Source organism: Nitratidesulfovibrio liaohensis (assembly GCF_011682075.1).
Lineage (GTDB): Bacteria > Desulfobacterota > Desulfovibrionia > Desulfovibrionales > Desulfovibrionaceae > Cupidesulfovibrio > Cupidesulfovibrio liaohensis.
In genome coordinates, this window is record NZ_VSMK01000500.1 from 1 (window position 1) to 1,720 (window position 1,720).

Consider the following 1,720-nt stretch of genomic DNA (forward strand, 5'->3'; position numbering starts at 1 on the left):
GGCCAGGTCCAGTTGCGCGGCGCGGGTGCGGGCCAGGCCGTCCAGCTTGGCCGCCAGCACCCGGCGCAGCACGCGCCCGTAGGCAGGCCCCGCCGGAATGCCCATGGCCAGCAGATCGTTGCCGGTGATGTCGGGCGTTTCACCACGCAGGCGGGTGAGATAGTACGAGATATGCTTGCGCGCATCTTCGGTTTTGGCGCGGGCCATCAGGTACAGGATGCCTTCCGGCGCGATGGGCGAAAGCAGGTTGTTCAGGCCGCTCATGGAGCCGTCGCGCTGCATCCACAGGTTGAGCAGGTTGTACACCTCGCGCACGTTCTCTCGCAGGGTCAGAAAGTCTTGCCGGACCTTGCGCGAGAAGGCCAGCCGGTCGGTTACGGCGGCCACGTCCAGGTATTTGCCGTTGCCGCACAACCCCAGCAGGTAGAGCATCCACGGTTCCGGCGCGGGCGAAAGGTACAGCAGGCGGTACCAGTGCAGCACCCGTTCCAGTTCGGTCAGCACGTCCATCTTGGCCGGGTTCAGCTTCAGCAGCGGGTGGATCAGGCGCAGGATGTCGTAGTCCTCCATGCGGCGGATGCACGGCAGGGGGGCCTTTTCGTCGAAGATCAGCTTCAGTTCGTGGAACAGCCGCGCCCCGGACAGGCGATCCATCATGCCCAGTTGCAGGGCGTTCTTGATGAGCCGTTCGCACTGCGCGCCGATGCGGAAATCGTAGCGCTTCTCGAAGCGGATGGCGCGCAGGATGCGGGTGGGGTCTTCCACGAAGGACAGCGAGTGCAGCACGCGGATGACCTTGTCCTTCATGTCGCGCTGCGCGCCGAAGAAGTCCACCAGTCGCCCGAAGTGCGCGTCGTTCAGCTGCACTGCCTGGGCGTTGATGGTGAAGTCGCGCCGGTACAGGTCCATCTTGATGGACGACAGTTCGACCGTGGGAAGGGCAGCGGGATACTCGTAGTATTCCAGGCGGGCCGTGGCCACGTCGATGCGCTGTTCCGGCCGTGCCGCGGCGCGGTGGGCCGCTTCCGCCGTGGCCTCGTTGGAGGCGTTGCCCGCAATGGGAAGGGCGGGCGGGGTGGTGGTGCCGGAAATCCCTGTGGCAGGGAGTACGTTCAGGGTGACGTCCTGTGCAGCATCGGGCGTGGCGTCCTGTGCGGCGTCCTGTGTGGCGTCGGGCACGGCAAGAGGACGACCATTGCCGCCGCGCCGCGTTGCCGATTCCCAGGCGGGAAAGATGACCACGGCGGTCTTGAACTTGTGGTGCGCGCGCATGCGTCCGCCCAACTCATCGGCCAGGGCGCGGGCAAAGGCGATGCCGTCGCCTTCAACCACCACATCAAGGTCCAGGTTGGGCCGCCCCAGCAGGATGTCCCGCACGAAGCCGCCCACGGCATACACCGGCACGTCCAGCCGGTCGCCCAGCCTGCCCGCCAGTTCCAGCAGGCGGAAGTGGGTGTCGGGCAGGCGTTCCTGCAGCAGGGAGCGGATGTTCTTTTCGCGCCGGGATTCGGGCAGCAGCGTTTCCGGAATGCGGGCGGGTTCCTCGACCAAGGTGTTGATGAGGTCGGTGCGGGTGATGACGCCCACCACGTCTCCCGATTCCTCGTCGCTGTCGGCGGTGTGTGGGCCGGACAGGTCGGACAGGCCGGACGGGCCGGACGGGCCGGATGGGGGGGGCGGGGGCGTGCGGTCCACGCCGTAGCTGCCCGCCAGGTGCCGC

The 1,720-nt window shown here is 67.2% G+C and carries 1 protein-coding gene; it reads right to left on the bottom strand.

Going from position 1 to position 1,720, the window contains the following annotated elements:
• Positions 1-1,720 (bottom strand): CCA tRNA nucleotidyltransferase (locus FVW27_RS14870; RefSeq protein ID WP_424991880.1); only part of this gene is annotated, 1,720 nt, incomplete at both ends.